This is a genomic window from Pseudomonas sp. PARCl1 (assembly GCF_947311875.1).
Lineage (GTDB): Bacteria > Pseudomonadota > Gammaproteobacteria > Pseudomonadales > Pseudomonadaceae > Aquipseudomonas > Aquipseudomonas juntendi.
The window spans coordinates 13,165-31,196 of record NZ_CAMZMX010000019.1 but is presented as its reverse complement, the minus strand read 5'-3'; the positions used below and the strand labels follow the sequence as shown (position 1 = coordinate 31,196).

Here is an 18,032-nt window from a genome sequence, read left to right as displayed (position 1 = left end):
TAATTTAAAATTTTTTGAAAAAGTCGTTGACGGCCCGGGAGAAAATCTATTTAATTCACCTCGTCGCCCAGATAGCTCAGTCGGTAGAGCAGAGGATTGAAAATCCTCGTGTCGGCGGTTCGACTCCGTCTCTGGGCACCACCTTCAAGCTTCTGGTGGTTGCAAAGTTACCCGAAGCGACAACAAGAAACCCGCCAAGTGCGGGTTTTTTGTTGTCTGCGGTTTTTGCTCAAGCTTTGGCAGCTAAAGCATTTCGCCGCCAAGGCCCCATAAGCTTTACCCCACTGAGCGTGGCAGCACTTCGGCATGGAGCCGAACGCCAAGCGCCGCCATTACCTTCATGATGGTCGCCAGGCTCGGATTACCTTCAGCAGACAAGGCCTTGTACAACCCTTCCCGCGTGAGCCCAGTATCACGTGCCAACTGAGCCATACCACGAGCGCGAGCGATATCACCCAAGGCAGCAGCGAGCAGTGCAGGGTCGTTTTCCTCCAGACAGGCCTCAAGGTACAAGGCCATGTCCTCTTCAGTTTTCAAATGGTCCACAGCGTCCCATTTGGTCAGTTTGATGTTTGTCATGATGGTCTCCTAGAGGTCACGAGCCAGCTTGAGCGCAGATTTGATATCCCTGGCTTGGCTAGATTTGTGCATGCTGTTTGTGCGGGGGGGCCTGCCCTGCCCCCTCCAGCAGTTGCACTTGGGTTTCCTGGGCAACTGCGCTTCAATACGCGCACCTACCGAACACACCCAAGGATTCAAGCCCTCATGGCCACCCCTACCAAGCAACAAAAACGCGCCAAGCGTGCCGCCAGCAAGGCCAAGCAGAACCGCATGGTACGCAGCGGGCAGGCGGTCAAGGCCAGTGCCGGTGACAGCGCCAGCGTCGAGCAGGTGTACAACAAGGCGATGGAGTCGGGCAGCTACGACGCCATGTTCACCAAGATGAAGGAAGCACAGGAGAACGGCGGCCTGGTGCCGATGATTTCGGTATTCCTGGTAGACCCGCTTCTGGCGCTGGTTCTCAAGGGGCACAAGGAAGAACACGCCACCGACTATATCGTACTGGTGTTCACCGCCTACCGCGCGTGGCTCGACGGCGCCGATGAAGAGGCGACCATGGCCTGGCTGGAGAGCGATGAGTTCCAGGCGGCCTATGTAGCGGCCTCCGAGCTGGTGGCCAAGCAGCAGCAAAAACAGTTTGGCTGACAGGGCCATGTAGCCTGTACCGGCCTCTTCGCGGGCTCGCCCGCTCCCACAGGTCAAGCCAAGCCCGAGGGCAACGCCGCCCCTGTGGGAGCGGGCATGCCCGCGAAAGGGCCGGCCCAGGCAACAAAAAAGGCCGCACCCCCTCTCAGGACGCGGCCTTTTCAGTGCAGCCAGCGTGGATCAGTTATCCAGCGCCACCCGCCCGGCAGCTTCACGCTTGCGGTGCACCAGCAAGCCAGCCGCCACCACACCAATGCTCAGCAGCGCCGTTGCGATAATCTCGGCACGGTGGTCCTCGCGCAGGGCCATCACCACCAGAATCGCCACGATGAAGGCAATGGTCGCCCAGGTCAGGCCCGGGAACAGCCACATCTTGAAGGTGATCTTCTCACCACGGGCCTCACGCTGTGCGCGCATGCGCAGTTGCGACACGGCAATCACCAAGTACACCAGCAGCGCAATCGCACCCGAACTTGCCAGCAGGAACTCGAACACCTGGGCCGGGGCCACGAAGTTGGCGAACACGCACAGGAACGCTGCAGCCGTGGACAGCAATACCGCCACATGCGGCGTAGCGGCCTTGGTGGTGCGCTGGGCAACAGCCGGGGCATCACCGCGCTTGCTCAGCGAGAACAGCATGCGCGAAGAGGTGTACAGCGCCGAGTTCAGGCAACTGGTCACCGCAACCAGCACCACGATGTCGACGATCAACTTGGCATTCGGCACGCCGATGCGGCTGAGCACGGTCTGGTAGGAACCGGTTTCGGCCAGCGCCGGGTCGTTCCACGGCACCAGAGCCACCACCAGGAAGATCGAAACCAGGTAGAACAGGCAGATACGCCAGATCACCGAATTGGTCGCGCGGCTGATCTGCTTGCCCGGGTCTTTCGATTCGGCAGCGGCGATAGTGACGATTTCCGTACCCATGAACGAGAACATGGTGGTGAGCATGGCCGCCAGCACAGCACCCAGGCCGTTCGGCATGAAGCCCTGGGTGTCGAACAGGTGGCTGGCACCGCTGACCTGGCTATTGGGCACAAAGCCGAACATGGCCGCGCAACCCACAGCAATGAAGCCGATGATGGCCAGCACTTTCAACAGGGCGAACCAGAACTCGAACTCACCGTAGTTCTTTACGCTGCACAGGTTGGTCAGGGTCAGCGCCAGGGTGATGACCAGGGAGAAGGCCCACAGGTCTACAGCCGGGAACCAGGCATGCAGAATGGCCGCAGCGGCGTTGGCCTCAAGCGGGATTACCAGCACCCAGAACCACCAGTACAGCCAGCCAATGGTGAAGCCGGCCCAGCGCCCGATGGCACGGTCGGCATAAGTAGAGAACGAACCGGTGTCAGGCGAGGCGACCGCCATTTCACCCAGCATGCGCATCACCAGCACCACCAGCGTACCGGCGGCGGCATAGGCCAGCAGCACGGCCGGGCCGGCGGCCGCGATGGCGTGCCCAGAGCCTACGAACAGGCCGGCACCGATGACGCCAGCAATGGACAGCATGGTCACATGCCGTTGTTTGAGCCCCTGAGCGAGGTCATTGGAATTGTTACCGCTCATTGAAACTACCTTTGTAAGGAGTGGACCACTGCGACTGCGGTTACGGAGCGCGCCTGGGGTTGGACTAGGCGTCGCTGCAATCGGCGGTTTCCTGCTGGCAATAAGCGCGCCAGGTGCGCAATGCATTCGTCAGAATGCTCTCAGGGCCTTGCACGGCGTGGTTTGGAGGGCATTCGGCCAGGAAGTGACCGAAAGGCCGCTAATAAGGCAGATTACTGAAATACCCACTTACAAACGCACCAAAGGTGCCCCTCGGTAACACCCGTGCACCGCTGCAATGCAAAAAAGTGCAACCCACAGGTACAACCAGGAATACCTGATAGGCCTCCGCGGTCAAACCCGCTGCTGCAAGGGGCGCGCAACCTGGAACGTCGGGTTTACCGGCGAATGGTCTAAAACCGCTTCCATGAGCTGGCCAAAGCTGGCACCATCGCGCCTTTTTTCATCAAGGCACTGGTGCTGGGCGACACCTTCGCAGACATCTGCGCGACGTTACGCTGTAGCGATGCGACAAACTGCCCCACCAGCGCCCACAGTCCCCGGCGACCCTGTTGGCCGTCATAATGCCGCTATGCTAGCTTGGCGCACGCCAGGAAGGCCGCCAACAGCTGGGAACGCACCCGTACACATGAGGACCGCACATGGCTCAGGCCACGCCCGCGCTGGAAATCCGCAATCTGCACAAACGCTACGGCGAGCAGGAAATTCTCAAGGGTATTTCGCTGACCGCTCGCGACGGTGACGTGATCTCCATCCTGGGGTCGTCAGGCTCCGGCAAGTCCACTCTGCTGCGCTGCATCAACCTGCTCGAAAACCCGCACCAGGGCGAAATCCTGGTCGCTGGCGAAAGCCTCAAGCTCAAGTCCGCCAAAAACGGCGACCTGATCGCCGCCGACAACCGCCAGATCAACCGCCTGCGCAGCGAAATCGGCTTTGTCTTCCAGAACTTCAACCTGTGGCCGCACATGTCGATCCTCGACAACATCATCGAGGCGCCACGCCGTGTACTCGGCCAAAGCAAGGCCGAGGCTGTAGAAGCCGCCGAAGCGCTGCTGAACAAGGTTGGCATCTACGACAAACGCCACAGCTACCCCGCCCAGCTTTCCGGTGGCCAGCAACAGCGCGCCGCCATTGCCCGTACCCTGGCCATGAAGCCCAAGGTCATCCTGTTCGACGAGCCAACCTCGGCGCTCGATCCGGAAATGGTCCAGGAAGTGCTTAACGTTATCCGCGCACTGGCCGAAGAAGGCCGTACCATGCTGCTGGTGACGCACGAGATGAGCTTCGCCCGCCATGTGTCCAGTGAAGTCGTCTTCCTGCACCAGGGCCTGGTAGAAGAGCAGGGATCGCCGCAACAGGTCTTCGAAAACCCGACCTCGGCGCGTTGCAAGCAATTCATGTCCAGCCACCGCTAACGGAGCAATACATGCACACCTACAAGAAGTTTCTCCTGGCAGCTGCTGCCACGCTGGTGATGTCGGCGAACGCCATGGCCGCAGAAAAACTGCGCATGGGTATCGAAGCCGCGTACCCACCGTTCAACAACAAGGATGCCAGCGGTAATGTGATCGGCTTCGACAAGGACATCGGCGACGCCCTGTGCGCCAAGATGAAGGTCGAGTGCTCGGTCGTGACCTCCGACTGGGACGGTATCATTCCGGCCCTCAACGCCAAGAAGTTCGACTTCCTGGTGTCGTCGTTGTCGATTACCGACGAGCGCAAGCAGGCTGTCGACTTCACCGACCCGTACTACTCCAACAAGCTGCAGTTCATCGCACCGAAGAACGTCGACTTCAAGACCGACAAGGCCTCGCTCAAAGGCAAGGTCATCGGCACCCAGCGCGCCACCCTGGCCGGCACCTACCTTGAAGACAACTACCCGGGCGTAGACGTCAAACTCTACGACACCCAGGAAAACGCCTACCTGGACCTGGTGTCCGGCCGCATCGACGGCATCCTGGCCGACAAGTACGTGCAGTACGAGTGGCTGAAAAGCAAAGACGGCTCCAACTTCGAGTTCAAGGGCGAGCCGGTGATGGACAGCGACAAGATCGGCATTGCCGTGCGCAAGGGTGACACCCAGCTGCGCGACAACCTGAACAAGGCCCTGGCAGAAATCAAGGCCGACGGCACGTACAAGAAGATCAACGACAAGTACTTCCCGTTCAGCATCGAATGATCCGCCCTGACCTGCGCGCCCCTGCGGCGCGCAAGTCCCTAGAATGACCTGCCCATGAATATCGACCTGCACGGATTCGGTCCGGCCATGATGGCCGGCACCCTGATGACCGTAAAACTGGCGCTATGCGCCTTGCTGCTGGGCCTGGTTTTGGGCCTGCTTGGCGCCCTGGCCAAGACCTCTTCGATCAAGCCGCTGCAATGGCTTGGCGGTTTCTACTCGACCCTGGTGCGCGGCGTGCCCGAGCTGCTGTGGGTACTGCTTATCTATTTCGGCACCGTCGGGCTGATGAACACCCTCGGCGAAGCCCTGAACATGCCGGGCCTTGAGCTCAGCGCCTTCGCTGCGGGGGTGATTGCCCTGGGCCTGTGCTTCGGCGCCTACGCCACCGAAGTGTTCCGCGGGGCGATCCTGGCGATCCCCAAGGGCCACCGTGAAGCCGGCCTGGCGCTGGGCCTGTCCAAAGGCCGCATCCTGTCGCGGATCATTTTGCCGCAAATGTGGCGCATCGCCCTGCCCGGCCTGGGCAACCTGTTCATGATCCTGATGAAAGACACCGCCCTGGTGTCGGTGATCGGCCTGGAAGAAATCATGCGCCACGCGCAAATCGGCGTGACCGTGACCAAGGCACCGTTCACCTTCTACATGGTCGCGGCCTGCATCTACCTGAGCTTGACGATCATCGCCATGACCGGCATGTACTTCCTGGAAAAACGCGCCGCTCGCGGCTTTGCGAGGGCCGAATAATGAACTGGGAAGTCATCTTCAAATGGCTGCCACGCCTGGCTGAAGGCGCCGTGCTGACCTTGGAGCTGGTGGCCATTGCGGTGGTTGCCGGGTTGATCCTGGCCATCCCGCTGGGCATCGCCCGTTCCTCGCGCCACTGGTATGTGCGCGCCGTGCCGTTCAGCTATATCTTCTTCTTCCGTGGCACGCCGCTGCTGGTACAGCTGTTCCTGGTGTACTACGGCCTGGCGCAGTTCGATGCCGTGCGTTCCAGCGCGCTGTGGCCGTACCTGCGCGATCCGTTCTGGTGCACGGTGCTGACCATGACCCTGCACACGGCGGCCTATATTGCCGAGATCCTGCGTGGTGCCCTGCAATCGATACCCAAGGGCGAGATCGAGGCCGCACGGGCCCTGGGCATGTCGCGGGGCAAAACGCTGTTCTACATCATGCTGCCGCGCGCTGCGCGCATCGGCCTGCCGGCGTACAGCAACGAAGTGATCCTGATGCTCAAGGCCAGTGCCCTGGCCAGTACCGTGACCCTGCTGGAACTGACCGGCATGGCCCGCACCATCATCGCGCGCACCTACCTGCCAGTGGAGATATTCTTCGCGGCCGGGGTGTTCTACCTGGCGATCTCGTTCTTGCTGGTGCAGGGCTTCAAGCTGCTGGAGCGCTGGCTGCGCGTGGATGCCAGCCAGGGCCGTTGATCGCTCACCGACTGCTTCGCGGGCACGCCCGCTCCCACAAGGTATAGCGCCATATTCAAGGCTGGCGCTGTACTTGTGGGAGCGGGCGTGCCCGCGAAGAGGCCCTTAAAACCTACACACATCTACCCATGGCCAACTACCTCCACAGCGACCAGCTAAGCACCCGCTTCCAGGCCCTCGACCAGTTCCTGATCGAGCACCAACAGCTGTGGAAACCGCGCCCCTTCACCACCCTGCAACTGGACTGGGAAACCACCCACCCCGAGCTCGCCGCCCACTTGCGCAAGTCCTCCCTGGCAGATGCAGAACACCCCGACGCTGCCGATTTGTTGCCGGCCCCGTTCCCGCAACTGGCCCGGCAAGCTGAACAGCTATCCGCCCTGGGCAACCTCCCGGCAACCGACCTGCGCCCCGCCGCCCACCGCTTGGACGTAGCGGTTCCCGGCCGCAAGTGGCAGCAGATCGAAGCCTTCGCCAGCCACCTGGCCTTCCGCAACCAGCCCCGCCACTGGCTGGACTGGTGCTCGGGCAAAGGCCACCTCGGCCGCCGCCTGCTGCAACCCGGCCAGCAACTGACCTGCCTGGAATACGATGCCGAACTGGTCGCCGCTGGCCAAGCCCTGAGTGCGCACCATCACCTGCCAGCCGTACACGTACACCAGGACGTGATGGCCGGCGACAGCGCCCGTCACCTTGACGGTGCAAAAAGCGTGGTTGCCCTGCACGCCTGTGGCGACCTGCATGTACGCCTGTTGCAGCTGGCCAGCCAGCTAGGCTGCCGGCAACTGGCCGTGGCGCCGTGCTGCTACAACCGGATCGCGCTGCAGCAGTACCAGGCGTTATCCACAGCCGCGCAAGCCTCCCGCCTGCAACTGTCGCTGGACGACCTTGCCCTGCCCCTGAGCGAAACCGTGACAGCCGGCGCCCGCGTGCGGCGCCAGCGCGACGCCTCCATGGCCCGCCGCCTCGGTTTCGACCTGCTGCAACGCCAGCAACGGCAACATGACGAATACCTGCCCACACCTTCCCTGCCAGTGGCCTGGCTGGAGAAACCCTTCGAGCACTACTGCCGTGACCTGGCGCAGCTCAAAAACCTGCCGCTAAGCGGCAACCCTGATTGGGCAGCGCTGGAAGCCGCAGGCTGGCAACGCCTGGCCGAGGTACGCAACCTGGAGCGGGTGCGTAACCTGTTCCGCCGGCCGTTGGAGCTGTGGCTGGTGCTCGATCGTGCCCTCTTCCTGAAAGAGCAGGGTTTCGACGTGCGGCTGGGGCTTTTCTGCGACTATCCACTGACCCCACGCAACCTGTTGATCCTTGCTGAACGCGACCGTTAGCCGCAGCACAACCTGTGGATAACTCTGTGAACAAGCTTGTGATTACCTGTTGGAGCCAAGCGCTATTTCAACCGCTTGGCTTATTCCGCCGCGCACCTGCAGCCCAGCAAAAACAGGCATTTGCGCAAAGACAAGCGGTGTAGCGATGCGGCATGGCTTTCGCTGAAGCTGCGAATGCCACTTGTGCATAAACATTTCTTGTGGTTAGCACAGGGAGCGCATGCGGGGCCCTAGTGCGCCTTGTTCTTGGCGATTTCGATATCGTTCATCAGCGCCTTGGCCATGTCGCACAGGTAATCGGCAGCACCCAGGAATTTATGGTCGTCTTCCATATCGCCCTCACGGACCAAGTGCTTGATGTAGCCCATCAGGATGGAGACATGCTCATAGGCGGCATCGACCGGGATACCGGGCTCGACGCGGAGCAGATTGAGGGAGGGGTTGCCGGCGGGGAGGAAGGTTTCTACGCCTACGGTGGTGATGGGGTCAGTAATTTCTTTCTTCATGGCAAAACCTTATTCGGGGAAAAGGGACTGCCAAAAATCTTTCTCACGGATTTCAGGTGGCAGCCGTACGCGGGGTGAGAAACCGGTCGAATAAGGAAGCCCGGCCAGACCGAAGTCTGCCCACGTACGGCCGCCATAAAGGGGTAGCGCATTATTCGAAGCAGGGTTCTCACACCCGGTCGCCTGAGCGACCCGGAAACGTTATCCGTGAGCCATTTTCCCGACAACAGCGATACTTCGGCGGCGCGCGTAGGATACGTCTGAAGCCTACAGATCCTGAAGCCTTCAGGTCCCAGGTTCAGAATTTTCGTACCTGCAGGCTAATCGATAAGTGTAGGAGCGGGTTCACCCGCGAAGAGGCCCTCCCAGGCAATCCCATGCTAAATCCACCCTCATCGGTGTATCATCCGCGCCCCAAATCATTAAAAAGTGAATCGCGCGCTGCCCAGCGGCCCTGCGATCTTCTGGCATTGCGCCAGATTCGACATTGGACCCACCCCATGCCACTAACCAAACCCCTCGCCCTGCTCAGCTTCGCCCTGGCCCTGACGGCCTGCTCCCAACACCCAGCGTCGCACCCCAGCGACAACCTGGGCTGGAACCACCCCGGCATGCAGCTGGGCGGTGACAACGGCCTGCCCATGCGCACCGAAAGCCCCTGCCGCAAGCGCGGCTGCGACAACGACAAGCTGTTTTTCAACCCAGGTAAAAGCGAGCCGAGCGTCACCACCCTGCACCGCGGTTGGTAAGAAATTTCTTCTTTTAGGTCGGTGACTTAGCTCTTTTACGAACAATCGCAACGAAGTGGTTTACAGGCGCCAACCGATCGCTATAATGACGCCCCATTGCCGGTATAGCTCAGATGGTAGAGCAACTGACTTGTAATCAGTAGGTCCCGGGTTCGATTCCTGGTGCCGGCACCATACGCTGTACTCAAAAGGCTCACCGCAAGGTGGGCCTTTTTTGTTTCCAGCCCACGCCCCAGAGCCCCGCTCAACTCGCTTGATGCAGGAGCAACTGTCTTTCTCAAAATTTGAAAAGCCTGCGCGATTCATTGTGGGAGCGGGCTTGCCCGCGAAGCAGGCGACGCGGCGTCTGGCACCGGTTCCGCCGGTGTTCGCGGGCCGCTCCTTCGGGCGGTGTATATCGGGCGGTGCCGAGCCGCAGATATGTGCCCACCACCCACCAATGTAGGACCCTTGCCTCGCGATGGGCTGCGCAGCATCCCCAGCAATCTCAAGTGGCGCATTGTCTGACCATCAAGAAAAGTCCCCACACACAAACGCTTTGACTTGCCCATCGAGCCCACCTAAGATTTTATCGTAAATTTTAGATATTTCTGCTGAGGCAAGCCCATGCCGCTTCAATTCCATGAAAGCCCCTTCCACGCCACCCACGATGCAGAAACGGCCAGCAAAATGGCCTTGAAAATGGACCTTTCCATCTTTATTACCGACTGCATCAAAAAAATGGGCCTCAAACAACACGAGGCGGCCGCCAGGCTGAACGTAACCCAGTCCCGGGTATCCGAGTTGGCTAATGGCAAAATCGAGAAATTCACTTTGGACGCCATGATGGACATGCTGGACAAGCTTGGCTTTCGCACCAGCCTGAACCTTCCCACAGACGATGGTAGTTCACCTCCCCAGATCGTGATCACTCAAGCGCCGGGCGGCTAAATCCTGTACCCCATCTTGCGCAACTCGTGCTTGAGCTCCTTCATTCGCTCTTGGGCGACCTGCATCGCGTGCCGGTCGGACCTGTTGGTCGTTTTTACGAACGAATGCAGCACAACGACCATGTCCGCGAACTTGGCCACATACACGCATCGGAATGCCGGGCTGCCGTTTATGATGAGCTCGATCGCCCCCGCCCCTACTGATTCCGTCAATGACTTGAACGGCCGAACAGGGTCCTGGCCATACTGAATGCGCCGCAGGTCCTTGCCGAAATCGTCCTGAACGTCCTTGGGCAGTTCTTTGTACTCACGCTCCGCGGCTGCACTTACAAAGGCAAATTTTTTCAATGGTCTACACACGGCGAGATAGTGAGTTTGGGGGGCGGCATCGTTGCCAGAGGGTGGGGAATTTAGCGCAGTCGCTTGCAGTTGGTGGGAATAGAAATGTTGCACGGTTTAAGCTTGAAATATCGTGTTGCGTCCTACCTGCTGAAACGAGTTCGATCTCTAACTCGGCAACTTGAGGTGGCCTGAATGTGGCGTTCGTACAGGATGCCAAACTGTGAAAACGATTTCCGCGAACCGGGTGAATGCGGCATACGGGGCGATGGACTACGACACCTAAGTGGATATCTGCGGCCACGGGTTCCGAGCCATGGCGTGCAGTGCGCTGGTCGAGTTCGGGCTGTGGTCGGAGACGGCTATCGAACGGCAGATGAGCCACAAGGAACGCAACAACGTGCGCGCCTACACACACAAGGCCGAGTTCCTCGAAGAGCGCCGGATGATCATGACCTGGTGGAGCCGGTTTCTGGGGGCGAACCGCGAGGACCATGTGACGCCGCATGAGTTTGCCAAGCAGACAGGCGAGAACGTCACGAGTAAAACTCTAAATCCCCAACCTTCACGCACTATAATGAGAGACGCAAAGATTTCTTGTTATCTTAAACGGGCGGCTATATATAAAACGATAGCTTTAGAGATATTTCGATTAACCACTACATATAAATCATAGATTTTTCAATGACATATATTAATATTCGACTCCTGGTGCCGCACCATACGCAGTACTCAAAAGGCTCACCGCAAGGTGGGCCTTTTTTGTTTCCAGCCCACGCCCCAGAGCCCTGCTCAACTCCCTTGATGCAGGGGCAACTGTCTTTCTCAAAATTTGAAAAGCCTGTGCGATTCATTGTGGGAGCGGGCTTGCCCGCGAAGCAGGCGACGCGGTGTCTGGCACCGGCTGCGCCGGTGTTCGCGGGCACGCCCGCTCCCACAGGAACCGTGTAATCGTCGAGTCCTGCATTTTGGCTGTTGATCTACGCCCTCTTCGGCTGAGGCAGCACCAGATCCAGCCAAGGCTCGCCATTCCTGAGCATGGCCTTGAGTCGCACCAGGAAGATCCGCATGCAGGCCACGATAGCGACCTTGGCAAGCCGGGCTTCAAGCCGCCCCCCCTGAAATAGAGCGTTTGCCTACGGATTTTCCGCTGTCGTGGTTGAAGCTCTCATAGAACGATACATAACTGCTTGATTTAGCAGGGCCCTTGTGGGAGCGGGCGCGCCCGCGAACACCGGCGTAGCCGGTGCCAGCCACCGCGTTGGATTCTTCGCGGGCACGCCCGCTCCCACACCGACCGCGTCGCGCTTACGAATTGAGTTCTCTGCGCGACAGCGCAACTCGTAGGGCTGCGACGCAAGGCCGCCCCTGCATGTCAGAAGGCAGTGCTTACCGTCAGCGACAGGTTGCGCGGGTCACCGTAGATGCCGCCGGCATAGAACCCGTACTGGGTGTAGTAGTGCTTGTCGAACAGGTTGTTGGCGTTAAGGGTAACGCTGGTGGCATCGGTTACCTGGTACTTGGCCATGGCGTTCCAGATGGCATACCCCGACCAGTTCACATCGGTTGCACCGTTGCTCACGCCGTTGACCGGCTGGCCTGCAGGGCTGGAAATAGCGCGGATGTTGCTCTGCGCTGTTACACCGGCACCTACGGTCAGGCGGTCGAGCGGACCGCTCAGGCGGTAGGTGGTGGAGGCCTTGAACAGGTGCGACGGGTCGCTGCGGCCGTCGCTGTCGACACGGCGGAAGTGCAGGTAGGTATAGCCAGCGTACACGTTCCATTCAGGCGTCAACGCGCCTGCCACTTCCAGGTCGATACCGTCGGTTTCCACACCCGAGCCGGCCTTGTAGGCGCTGGCACCGGTCGGGGTGGTCAGGTCGCCATCGAGCACGGCTTTGTTTTCCTGCTTGGTGCGGAAGTACGCTGCCGAGGCGTTCAGGCGGCCGTCGAACCATTCACCCTTGATACCCGTTTCATAGCTTTGCCCACGAATCGGCTCGACTTTGCTGCCGCTCACGGTTTCCGATGTTTGCGGGGTGAAGATGTCGGTGTAGCTGGCGTACAGCGAGTAGGTGTCGTTGAGGTCGTACACCGCGCCCAGGTATGGGGTGACGATGCCGTTCTCTTCCTGGCTGCTGCGCTCGCCGGCCACGCTACGGGTCACCGACGCGTAGTTGCTGGTGCGCACGCCGACAATCACCGACAGCGGGTCGGTAATGCTCAGGCGGGTAGCGGCGTACATGCCCTGCAAGCGCGTGGTGGTCTTGCTGTGCAGGCCGGTGCGCGAGGCGATGAGGCCGTAGTCGTCATCCACGCCGTTGTGCCAATCGGTGACCGGGAAACCGTTGTTGGCGCGGAACTGGCAACCCAACGCCGGTGCACTGGCCATGCCGTCGCCCACCATGGTGCAGGTGTACTGCGGCGACCAACCCACGGTGCGGCTGTCGTTATAGCCCACCATGGCCTGGTGGGTGCGGCCGAACAGCTGGAATGGGCCAGACAGGTCGATCTGCGCCGACTGCTGGGTAGTGTCGGTGGAGCTGTGCAGGCCGTTCAGTACGGCGCCGCTGCCATCCTGGTCCCAGTAGCCGCCATAGGTGCCGCGCCCTGCCGAGTTCACCTTGGCCAAGCCGCGGTGGTTGAGGGCTTCGGTGGTGGCCTGGGAGGCCTTCAGGTCCAGCGTCCAGTCGTTGTCGAAGCGGTGCTGCAGCGAGCCGAAAGCGGTGCGGGTGGTGTACTCGCCAAAGCTCCAGCTGGGCACCACGTTGGTGCTGCGTGGCAGGTCGGTCTTGCTGCCGTCGCGGTACCACAGCGGAATGTTCGCGCCCCAGCCGCCACCCACCACCTTGTTGTACTCGTACTGGTAGCCGGCACCGAGGGTGGTGGCGTCGTCCAGGTCAAATTCGAAATTGGCCAGCGCCGCGCGGGAGCGGTCGGACTGGTTGTCGCGGAACGAGTTGGCGTCCTGCTGGGTCATCACGAAACGCGAGCGCAGGCGCCCGTCCTCGGACAGCGGCAGGTTGAGGTCGGCACCCAGGCGGCGTTTGTCCCAGCTGCCGTAGGTGGCGTAGACGCTACCGCCAAAGGTCTTGGTCGGCGCCTTGCGGATCAGGTTGACGGTGGCCGAAGGGTCACCGGTGCCGCCAAGCAGGCCGTTGGCCCCGCGCACGATGTCGATGCGCTCGTACAGGTCCATGTTCAGGGCATTGCCGCTGCCGCTGAAGTCAGAACCGCCTTGGGTCTGCAGACCATCGACCTTCCAGTTGCTGATCGAATAGCCACGGGCGCGGTAATCGGTACGCCCGCCCACTTCGGACTTGTTGGCCGTTACCCCTGGGGTGGTTTCCAGGGCCTGCTCGATAGTGTGGATGCCACGGTCTTCCATCTGCTGGCGGGTGATGGTGGTGACTGACTGCGGGGTCTGCCGGGGCGTCAGGTTCAGGCCGGTGGAGCTGCGTGTGCTCTCGACGGTGTAGCCCAGCTGGCCTGCAGCGTCGGCGGGCAGCAGCGCGCTGTCTTCGATTTGCGTGGCGTCCAGCTCCAGGGGTTGGCTGTCGGCGGCCATGGCACCACCACTGATAGCCACGGCAATGCAGAACGCCAGTGGCTTGAGGCGGTTGCCGTTTGCAAGGGTGGGGATGAGCGCGTTCGGAATGCTGTAGGGATTCATTTGGGAAGGCTTCGTATTTGCAGATGATTTTTTGTTAGGATTCTAGGGATCGGCCCTCCCGGCGCCAGACCCGACATGTACGGGGATGTAATTGAATGTAATGAGCGCCCCAGGGCCTCACCCGACAGGTGTTTTCCACATGAGCACGACCCTGCTGGTCGTCGACGATGACGACGAGATCCGCGAACTTCTTTGTGATTACCTGGCCGACGCCGGTTACAACGTGCTGGAGGCGGCCGACGGCGAGCAGATGCGCGCGCAAATGGCCAGGCACACGGTGGATCTGGTGGTACTCGACTTGATGCTGCCGGGCGAAGACGGGCTCAGCCTTTGTCGCCAATTGCAGGCCACGCCCGGGCTGGCGGTGATCATGTTGTCGGCCAAAGGCAGCACGCTGGACCGCATCATCGGCCTGGAGGTGGGTGCCGACGATTACCTGGCCAAGCCTTTCGAGCCACGCGAGCTGATTGCCCGGATCAAGGCGGTGCTGCGTCGCCCGCAACGCCTGGAAACCCAGGCGCAGGGCACTGCAGGGGCCGACGCACAACTGTTCGCCGGCTTCCGCCTGGAGCACGTCAAGCGCCTGCTCACGCGCCCCGATGGCCAGACCCTGCCCCTGCCACGCTCCGACTACCGGGTGCTGCGCGAGTTGCTGGAGGCTAACAACCGCGTGGTCTCCCGCGACCAGCTGACGCGCAGCGCATTTGGCCGCGACCACATGCCTGATGACCGCTCGGTGGACATGTGCGTCAGCCGCCTGCGCCAGCACCTGCGGCGCGCACCGGACGGGGCCGCGCAGATCCTCACCATCCGCAACGAAGGCTACTTGCTCACCATGGGCCAGCACCAGGCCGATGCCTGAGGTGCGCTGGCTTCGCCGGCTGTGGCCGCGCACCCTGTTCGGCCAGCTATTGCTGATCATGGTCAGCGGTACGCTGGTGGTGCAGCTGATGTCGAGCAGCATCTGGTTCGATGTGCGCTTCGCCCAGGTGTTCGAAGCCCCCGTGCGGCTGATCGCCGCGCGCAGTGCGCCCCTGATCGCCCGGGCCGACTGCCACGATGCCGCGCTGCCAGTGCCGGCTCATTACCAGGTGCGCTGTGCCGAGCACCTGCCCGAGCCAACGCATGATCAGCGCCGTGAGCGCCGGCGGGTCGAATTGCTGCTGCGCCAGGCCCTCAAGTACGAGCTGGGGCATGCTCAGGCGGTACGCCTGATGAATGTGCAACTGACCGACGCGTCGGGCCAACCGATAGTCTGGCGCAGCCTGTTCGGTTTGCGCACGGCCCAGGCCCATATGCAGTTTGCGGTGCCATTGGCCGATGGGCACTGGCTTATCATCGAGGGCCAGGAGCTGCAGGGCTGGAGCGGCGAGTCGGCCTGGGTGCTGATCAGCGATTACCTATTGCGGGTGTATGCACTGCGCATTGTCGCGGTGCTGCTGGTCTGCCTGATTGCCGTGCGCCTGTGCCTGCGCCCGTTGCAGCGCCTGGCCGATGCTGCGCGCGGCCTGGGCACCAATCTTGAGCAGCCGCCACTGGTGCTGGATGGCCCGCAGGAGGTACGCCAGGCTGCCCAGGCGTTCAACGCCATGCAGCAGCGCCTGATTGCCATGGTCAACGACAAGGCCTACTTCCTCGCCGCTGTGTCCCATGACCTGCGCACCCCGTTGACCCGCATGCGCCTGCGCCTGGAGCGCTTGCCGGACGATGAACACCACCAGCGCCTGCGGCAGAACATCAGGCAGATGGACGACATGATCGGCCAGGTGCTCGACTACCTGCGCGCCGGGGAACAGCAGAACTTGCAGCAGGTGGACCTGGACCGACTGGTGGCACGCCTGTGCGCCGACCTGGCAACCGAAAAAGAGCCATTGCCGGTGCATGGCCAGGCAGGCGGCGTGCATGTGGATGCGTTGCTGTTGCAGCGTTGCCTGCAGAACCTGCTGGTCAATGCACTGCGTTATGCCAAGGAGGTTTCGGTCACACTGGAACGGGCGAACAGCGGGGTGCTGATCCATATCGACGACCGTGGCCCGGGGATTGCGCCGGGGCTGCTGGCGACCATTACCGACCCGTTCGTACGCGGCGAAGGGTCGCGCAACCAGTCCTCCGGGGGATACGGGTTGGGGTTGAGCATTGCGCAACGCATCGCTGGCAGCCATGGCGGTGAGCTGCTGCTGATGAACCGCGAAGGGGGTGGATTGCGGGTTAGCGTGGTGCTACCGGGTTGAGCCGAATCCCGAGGGGGCGTGGCAGCTCGTTTTTTGGGGTTGGGGCGCAGATCGCCGGGGCCGCGGTGCGGCCCTTTCGCGACACAAGGCCGTTCCCACAAGGGGCCCGGTTCGGGGCATGCCTGTAGGAGCGGCCTTGCGTCGCGATGGGCTGCAAAGCAGCCCCCAGCACCCTCAGCTCAGCATCAGAAGATGCTGATCGGGTACTCGACGAATACGCGTACTTCGTTGCCATCGTCGTTGTAGCCGTTCTGCTGTACGGCGTTGTTGGTACGCACGAACGAGCTACGCAGCTTGATGGACAGGTCTTTGGCCGGGCCGTCCTGCACCACGTAACGGACCTGGTTGAAGATCTCGCGTTCCTTGCCTTCGCCGAAGCCCTGCGGGTTGGCGTTGTTGCGGGTGTTGATGTTGTCACCCACTACGTAGGCCAGCTTGTAGGTCAGGCCAGGGATGCCGTAGGCACCGAAGTCCAGACCGTAGCCCAACTGCCAGGAACGCTCGTCCTCGGCGTTGAAGTCGGACCAGTACGAGTTGGCCAGGTAGATGGTCGAACCACCGTCACCCACGCCGCCCTGGTTCTGATACCAGCCGTAGTTGTAGCCGGTGCTGCCAGTGCTGCGCTGGTGGGCGAGGGTGAACGAGTGCGCACCATACGCGTAGGTGGCCGCCAGGCTCCAGATGGTGTTGGAGTCGCCGTTCAGGCCGGCGGCCTTGACGTACTTGTTGTTGATGTCCGACTTGTAGCCGTTGAAGTCCAGGGTCAGGGACTGGTCGCTGGCGATCGGGAAGACGTAGTTCAAGCCCAGGTAGTGCTTGCGCATCACGTCTTCGTTGTCTGCGGTGTACAGCGAGCCGGTGAAGTTGTCGCTGAACTTGTAGCTACCACCCAGCACGTTGATCGACTTCAGGCCACCACCATCACGACGCTCGGCGCTTTTGCGCGCTTCCTGGGTGAAGCGGCCGGCGTTCAGTTCCAGGCCCTTGATTTCCTTGGAGGTGATCAGGGTGCCGGTGAAGCTTTCTGGCAGCAGACGTGCGTCGTCGTACTGCAGCACTGGCAGTGCTGGCATCTGGTCACCGTACTTGAGCACGGTATTGGAAATGCGGAACTTCACGGCTGCGCCACCACGCGCCAGGTTGTGCGGCGAGCTGGCGTTGCCGTCGGCGTTGGTGGTTTCGTGCGGCTTGAAGAAGTCGACACCCGCGCCACCGTTATGGCCTTTGCCGCCATCGAGGCGCAGGGCATACAGACCGAATGCGTCGACGCCGACACCGACAGTGCCTTGGGTGAAACCGGAGGAGAAGTTGCCGATGACTGCCTGGCCCCATTCGATCTGGTCGTCGGTGCCGTGCTTCTTGTCACGGTTGATGTAAGCGTTGCGCAGAAGGACGTTGGCGTGGCTGTCCTCGATGAAGCCCTTGCTCTCGGCCTGATCATTGGCCTGTGCCTGGGTCGCGGCGATCATCGCCAGGGCGACCAGGCTGATCCTGGTTTTCAACATGTTATTTTCCTTATCGCTTAATCAAAAACGCGCTGCAATACAACGCCAGGAACCAACGCCCCTTACGTAGGTTCGACGCTATGCGGATCCAGACTTGAAGGCCGGCCTGCAATTGCACGGGCGGCCTCTGGCAGCAGCATGGCCAACGGAAGTGGCCAGCAGGCGTTGGGCCGAATCCTAGCCGTGTGCGATTACAAATGTCAAAAAGTCGTGAAATGCAGGTTGATATAACCAAGATCATCCCGTGATACGAGGCATTTCAATGCATGTCGGCGCTATAGGAGGGGATTTTATCTTTTTGTCAGAAACGGCATCTTGACTGCCCCGACAATTTACCGGGTGCGTGTGGGGAGGGGCGTGTGGCAGGTACCGGCCTCTT

The 18,032-nt window shown here is 61.1% G+C and carries 16 protein-coding genes, 2 tRNA genes and 1 pseudogene; 13 read left to right on the top strand and 6 right to left on the bottom strand.

Features of this window, described 5'->3' with window-relative positions; all coding sequences use genetic code 11:
• The first annotated feature begins 65 nt into the window (after nucleotides 1–65).
• Nucleotides 66–141: transfer RNA gene (locus tag QME24_RS12830), tRNA-Phe, on the top strand.
• A gap of 135 nt (nucleotides 142–276) precedes the next feature.
• Here the strand turns inward: QME24_RS12830 and QME24_RS12825 are convergent.
• On the bottom strand, nucleotides 277–579 hold the full coding sequence (locus QME24_RS12825; protein WP_029887656.1) for an addiction module antidote protein: 303 nt from the start codon (nucleotides 577–579) through the stop codon (nucleotides 277–279).
• Between the two features lie 186 nt (nucleotides 580–765).
• Here QME24_RS12825 and QME24_RS12820 point away from each other — a divergent pair, with 186 nt between their 5' ends.
• A complete protein-coding gene (locus QME24_RS12820; RefSeq protein ID WP_232892264.1) occupies nucleotides 766–1,206 on the top strand; it encodes a hypothetical protein in 441 nt (146 codons plus the stop codon).
• 180 nt (nucleotides 1,207–1,386) lie between these two features.
• Here QME24_RS12820 and gabP read toward each other — a convergent pair whose 3' ends face one another.
• Complete coding sequence (gene gabP, locus QME24_RS12815; RefSeq protein WP_029887657.1) at nucleotides 1,387–2,772, bottom strand: GABA permease; 1,386 nt, start codon at nucleotides 2,770–2,772, stop codon at nucleotides 1,387–1,389.
• Between the two features lie 641 nt (nucleotides 2,773–3,413).
• Between gabP and QME24_RS12810 the strand changes: the two genes are divergently transcribed.
• The 5 genes from QME24_RS12810 to QME24_RS12790 all read left to right on the top strand — a co-directional run bounded on the left by QME24_RS12810 (nucleotide 3,414) and on the right by QME24_RS12790 (nucleotide 7,721).
• A complete protein-coding gene (locus QME24_RS12810; RefSeq protein WP_232892265.1) occupies nucleotides 3,414–4,187 on the top strand; it encodes an ABC transporter ATP-binding protein in 774 nt (257 codons plus the stop codon).
• A gap of 11 nt (nucleotides 4,188–4,198) precedes the next feature.
• The gene (locus QME24_RS12805; protein WP_029887658.1) at nucleotides 4,199–4,951 is read left to right on the top strand and encodes an ABC transporter substrate-binding protein; all 753 of its coding nucleotides are present in this window, start codon (nucleotides 4,199–4,201) and stop codon (nucleotides 4,949–4,951) included.
• A gap of 54 nt (nucleotides 4,952–5,005) precedes the next feature.
• Entirely contained in the window at nucleotides 5,006–5,698 is a 693-nt protein-coding gene (locus QME24_RS12800) for an ABC transporter permease (RefSeq protein ID WP_029887659.1), read from the top strand.
• Entirely contained in the window at nucleotides 5,698–6,387 is a 690-nt protein-coding gene (locus QME24_RS12795) for an ABC transporter permease (protein WP_009682869.1), read from the top strand. The genes QME24_RS12800 and QME24_RS12795 overlap by 1 nt, the downstream gene beginning before the upstream one ends.
• Nucleotides 6,388–6,515: 128 nt before the next feature.
• Nucleotides 6,516–7,721: a methyltransferase gene (locus tag QME24_RS12790; RefSeq protein WP_232892266.1), complete on the top strand. Its 1,206-nt coding sequence runs from the start codon at nucleotides 6,516–6,518 to the stop codon at nucleotides 7,719–7,721.
• A gap of 230 nt (nucleotides 7,722–7,951) precedes the next feature.
• Here QME24_RS12790 and QME24_RS12785 read toward each other — a convergent pair whose 3' ends face one another.
• Nucleotides 7,952–8,227, bottom strand: coding sequence for a DUF3077 domain-containing protein (locus QME24_RS12785; RefSeq protein WP_232892267.1), 276 nt, complete (start codon nucleotides 8,225–8,227; stop codon nucleotides 7,952–7,954).
• 500 nt (nucleotides 8,228–8,727) lie between these two features.
• Here QME24_RS12785 and QME24_RS12780 point away from each other — a divergent pair, with 500 nt between their 5' ends.
• From QME24_RS12780 to QME24_RS12770, 3 genes are all read left to right on the top strand, one after another.
• Nucleotides 8,728–8,976, top strand: a complete 249-nt coding sequence (locus QME24_RS12780) for a hypothetical protein (protein WP_009682865.1) — start codon at nucleotides 8,728–8,730, stop codon at nucleotides 8,974–8,976.
• Between the two features lie 98 nt (nucleotides 8,977–9,074).
• A tRNA-Thr gene (locus tag QME24_RS12775) sits at nucleotides 9,075–9,150 on the top strand.
• A gap of 432 nt (nucleotides 9,151–9,582) precedes the next feature.
• Nucleotides 9,583–9,906, top strand: coding sequence for a helix-turn-helix transcriptional regulator (locus QME24_RS12770; protein ID WP_009682074.1), 324 nt, complete (start codon nucleotides 9,583–9,585; stop codon nucleotides 9,904–9,906).
• Here QME24_RS12770 and QME24_RS12765 read toward each other — a convergent pair.
• Nucleotides 9,903–10,253, bottom strand: coding sequence for a type II toxin-antitoxin system RelE/ParE family toxin (locus QME24_RS12765; RefSeq protein ID WP_115293252.1), 351 nt, complete (start codon nucleotides 10,251–10,253; stop codon nucleotides 9,903–9,905). The two genes, QME24_RS12770 and QME24_RS12765, sit on opposite strands and share 4 nt — an antisense overlap.
• A gap of 185 nt (nucleotides 10,254–10,438) precedes the next feature.
• Here QME24_RS12765 and QME24_RS12760 point away from each other — a divergent pair.
• Nucleotides 10,439–10,785: pseudogene (locus QME24_RS12760) on the top strand (integrase); the annotation flags it as partial.
• An 834-nt stretch (nucleotides 10,786–11,619) separates the two neighbouring features.
• On the opposite strand, the gene QME24_RS12755 reads toward QME24_RS12760, so the two are convergent.
• Nucleotides 11,620–13,917 (bottom strand): TonB-dependent siderophore receptor, encoded by a 2,298-nt coding sequence (locus QME24_RS12755; protein ID WP_235768326.1) that lies wholly within the window; start codon nucleotides 13,915–13,917, stop codon nucleotides 11,620–11,622.
• Nucleotides 13,918–14,056: 139 nt separating this feature from the next.
• Here QME24_RS12755 and QME24_RS12750 point away from each other — a divergent pair, with 139 nt between their 5' ends.
• Together QME24_RS12750 and QME24_RS12745 are read left to right on the top strand one after the other, a co-directional pair.
• Nucleotides 14,057–14,779, top strand: a complete 723-nt coding sequence (locus tag QME24_RS12750) for a response regulator transcription factor (RefSeq protein WP_054905024.1) — start codon at nucleotides 14,057–14,059, stop codon at nucleotides 14,777–14,779.
• Nucleotides 14,772–16,148, top strand: coding sequence for an ATP-binding protein (locus QME24_RS12745; RefSeq protein WP_192441423.1), 1,377 nt, complete (start codon nucleotides 14,772–14,774; stop codon nucleotides 16,146–16,148). Before QME24_RS12750 ends, QME24_RS12745 begins: the two co-directional genes overlap by 8 nt.
• A gap of 185 nt (nucleotides 16,149–16,333) precedes the next feature.
• Here the strand turns inward: QME24_RS12745 and QME24_RS12740 are convergent, their stop codons facing one another.
• A complete protein-coding gene (locus tag QME24_RS12740) occupies nucleotides 16,334–17,653 on the bottom strand; it encodes an OprD family porin (RefSeq protein ID WP_029885603.1) in 1,320 nt (439 codons plus the stop codon).
• Nucleotides 17,654–18,032 lie beyond the last annotated feature (379 nt).

Coding starts and splice junctions, on each gene's coding strand:
- QME24_RS12825 (WP_029887656.1), bottom strand. CDS start 579: ATGACAAACATCAAACTGACCAAATGGGACGCTGTGGACCATTTGAAA.
- QME24_RS12820 (WP_232892264.1), top strand. CDS start 766: ATGGCCACCCCTACCAAGCAACAAAAACGCGCCAAGCGTGCCGCCAGC.
- gabP (WP_029887657.1), bottom strand. CDS start 2,772: ATGAGCGGTAACAATTCCAATGACCTCGCTCAGGGGCTCAAACAACGG.
- QME24_RS12810 (WP_232892265.1), top strand. CDS start 3,414: ATGGCTCAGGCCACGCCCGCGCTGGAAATCCGCAATCTGCACAAACGC.
- QME24_RS12805 (WP_029887658.1), top strand. CDS start 4,199: ATGCACACCTACAAGAAGTTTCTCCTGGCAGCTGCTGCCACGCTGGTG.
- QME24_RS12800 (WP_029887659.1), top strand. CDS start 5,006: ATGAATATCGACCTGCACGGATTCGGTCCGGCCATGATGGCCGGCACC.
- QME24_RS12795 (WP_009682869.1), top strand. CDS start 5,698: ATGAACTGGGAAGTCATCTTCAAATGGCTGCCACGCCTGGCTGAAGGC.
- QME24_RS12790 (WP_232892266.1), top strand. CDS start 6,516: ATGGCCAACTACCTCCACAGCGACCAGCTAAGCACCCGCTTCCAGGCC.
- QME24_RS12785 (WP_232892267.1), bottom strand. CDS start 8,227: ATGAAGAAAGAAATTACTGACCCCATCACCACCGTAGGCGTAGAAACC.
- QME24_RS12780 (WP_009682865.1), top strand. CDS start 8,728: ATGCCACTAACCAAACCCCTCGCCCTGCTCAGCTTCGCCCTGGCCCTG.
- QME24_RS12770 (WP_009682074.1), top strand. CDS start 9,583: ATGCCGCTTCAATTCCATGAAAGCCCCTTCCACGCCACCCACGATGCA.
- QME24_RS12755 (WP_235768326.1), bottom strand. CDS start 13,917: ATGAATCCCTACAGCATTCCGAACGCGCTCATCCCCACCCTTGCAAAC.
- QME24_RS12750 (WP_054905024.1), top strand. CDS start 14,057: ATGAGCACGACCCTGCTGGTCGTCGACGATGACGACGAGATCCGCGAA.
- QME24_RS12745 (WP_192441423.1), top strand. CDS start 14,772: ATGCCTGAGGTGCGCTGGCTTCGCCGGCTGTGGCCGCGCACCCTGTTC.
- QME24_RS12740 (WP_029885603.1), bottom strand. CDS start 17,653: ATGTTGAAAACCAGGATCAGCCTGGTCGCCCTGGCGATGATCGCCGCG.